General features: G+C 37.1%; 1 protein-coding gene. It reads left to right on the top strand.

The window, feature by feature from the left end; translation table 11 throughout:
* Positions 1-600 precede the first annotated feature (600 nt).
* Positions 601-966, top strand: coding sequence for a hypothetical protein (locus HRT72_02950; protein ID NQY66668.1), 366 nt, complete (start codon positions 601-603; stop codon positions 964-966).
* The last annotated feature ends 762 nt before the right edge of the window (positions 967-1,728 follow it).

Here is a 1,728-nt window from a genome sequence, read left to right as displayed (position 1 = left end):
TTAACTTTGAGCAAACTGTTAAGTATTTAAAAGAATATGCTAAGAAATTTGTTAAAAAATATACTTGGATGCACCTTGAAATTGTAGCTATTGACTTCACGAGTGAAAAAGAAAAAGCATCCTAATTCAATTGATTGCAGTGCTACCGTAAGTCGTTTTCCTCTAAAAGACCAGTTAACTTCTTAGCATTATGCTGCCGTTCTGTGAAATAAATCAAAATGCATGAAGAAACTAGATATGTGATTTTTTGTAAGAGGTGATCTTGGCACTAGTGGCGAATAGTTAACACATCTTCAAAGATCTATGTATGGGATTCTCCACTCTCATTCCGTCTCAAACAAACAATGGGTCCAGAACACGAGTGAAACGGAGAATAAGCCATCTGTAAACACAGTCATTAACACGGAGGTGAAGTAAGGTCGAGGTGTGCCATGCATAACACTCTCACTATGAAATTACAGGACTAATGGCTTTTGGATAATATTGACACAGGACGGGATGAGTATGATGAGGCTATAGTGGTGCTTGTTTTTTGGCTTGAGGTTGGGAATATGAATTCATGTATATTCGAACCAAACGATTAGAAGAAGAAGCGACGTGATGGATGGGGAATTGAAACTGTTGTTTTTAATGCTTATTGTGGCCATGGCTGCCAGTTGCTCGCAACCTCGACCTGAGCATGGGGTATCCGACGCCTTCGAGACATCATCGTACGAAATGAACGATGTAACAGTTCAGCATATTACATGGCATAATGAAAGTGCTATTGCTGTTATTATTGATAAACATGTTATGTTTAAGGTGAATTATTTCAGTGAGACTGGCCATAATGGATACTTCATAAAAGAGGTCATTTGGTCGCCAGATAGTTCATGTTTTGCTTTTAAACTATTTAATGCTGGAGGGCATATGCCATATCGAAGTCCAGTAAAGATTGCGAGAATTAAATCTAAACAATTGAACTGATTGATGCTGAGAAAATAATTAAAAAGATTCCTGGTATCTCCAATATTGCAGTGAGTCATTTAAAGAAACCTTATCTTAAATGGTTATCAAACACCCGCTTGCAGGTATATGTAATGTCCCATGACAAAGAGGGTGATAATGGGATGTATGTCATAGATGTTGACCGCATGTCGGCAGAAAAGCAGAATTATCCCGAGGCTAATCCGTGATGAGTGATATAACTGGAATACCATCTAATTTATTTAGTGGTTTTTTGATTGCATTTACAATAACTATTAATCTCGATCTTATCGTAATTTTTTTTCCGTATGATCCTAATTTGATAAACTATTTCTTTAGCTGCGCTCTTTCTTTATCTATTGTGTCTGCATTTTTCGCTTTGAGGCATCGGAAAATATGGACTTATATATTTCTCATCATTCATATTATCTTTGTGCTATTATTGCTGTGGTTTTGTATATGGGAGATTGTCGGTGCTAATTGGCAGTTACCCATTATTTTCGGGAACTATTTATTGATTTTATCAGCTGCACTCGTCATTCCATTCTCAGGTGCTATGTGTGGAGCGTGGATGAGAGTTGAGGAATTTTCACACAAAGCAGTATGATGGGCGAGGATATGCAAGCTGATAGTGGTTTTACTAATTTGAAACGTAATCTTATACGTACTCTATGTCTCTTGGTATTAGCAGTAGTACTGGTGTTTGCAGGTGAGGCCTATTTGGAAGATAGGAGATTTAGTAACCACAAAAACAAAATTGGA

It is taken from the genome of Flavobacteriales bacterium, assembly GCA_013214975.1.
Classification (GTDB): Bacteria; Bacteroidota; Bacteroidia; order DT-38; family DT-38; genus DT-38.
The sequence above is the reverse complement of the archived record's forward strand: the minus strand, read 5'-3'. Positions and strand labels throughout refer to the sequence as shown.

Excerpts from the sequence above, each read along its gene's own strand:
- HRT72_02950 (NQY66668.1), top strand. The coding sequence starts at position 601 with ATGGATGGGGAATTGAAACTGTTGTTTTTAATGCTTATTGTGGCCATG.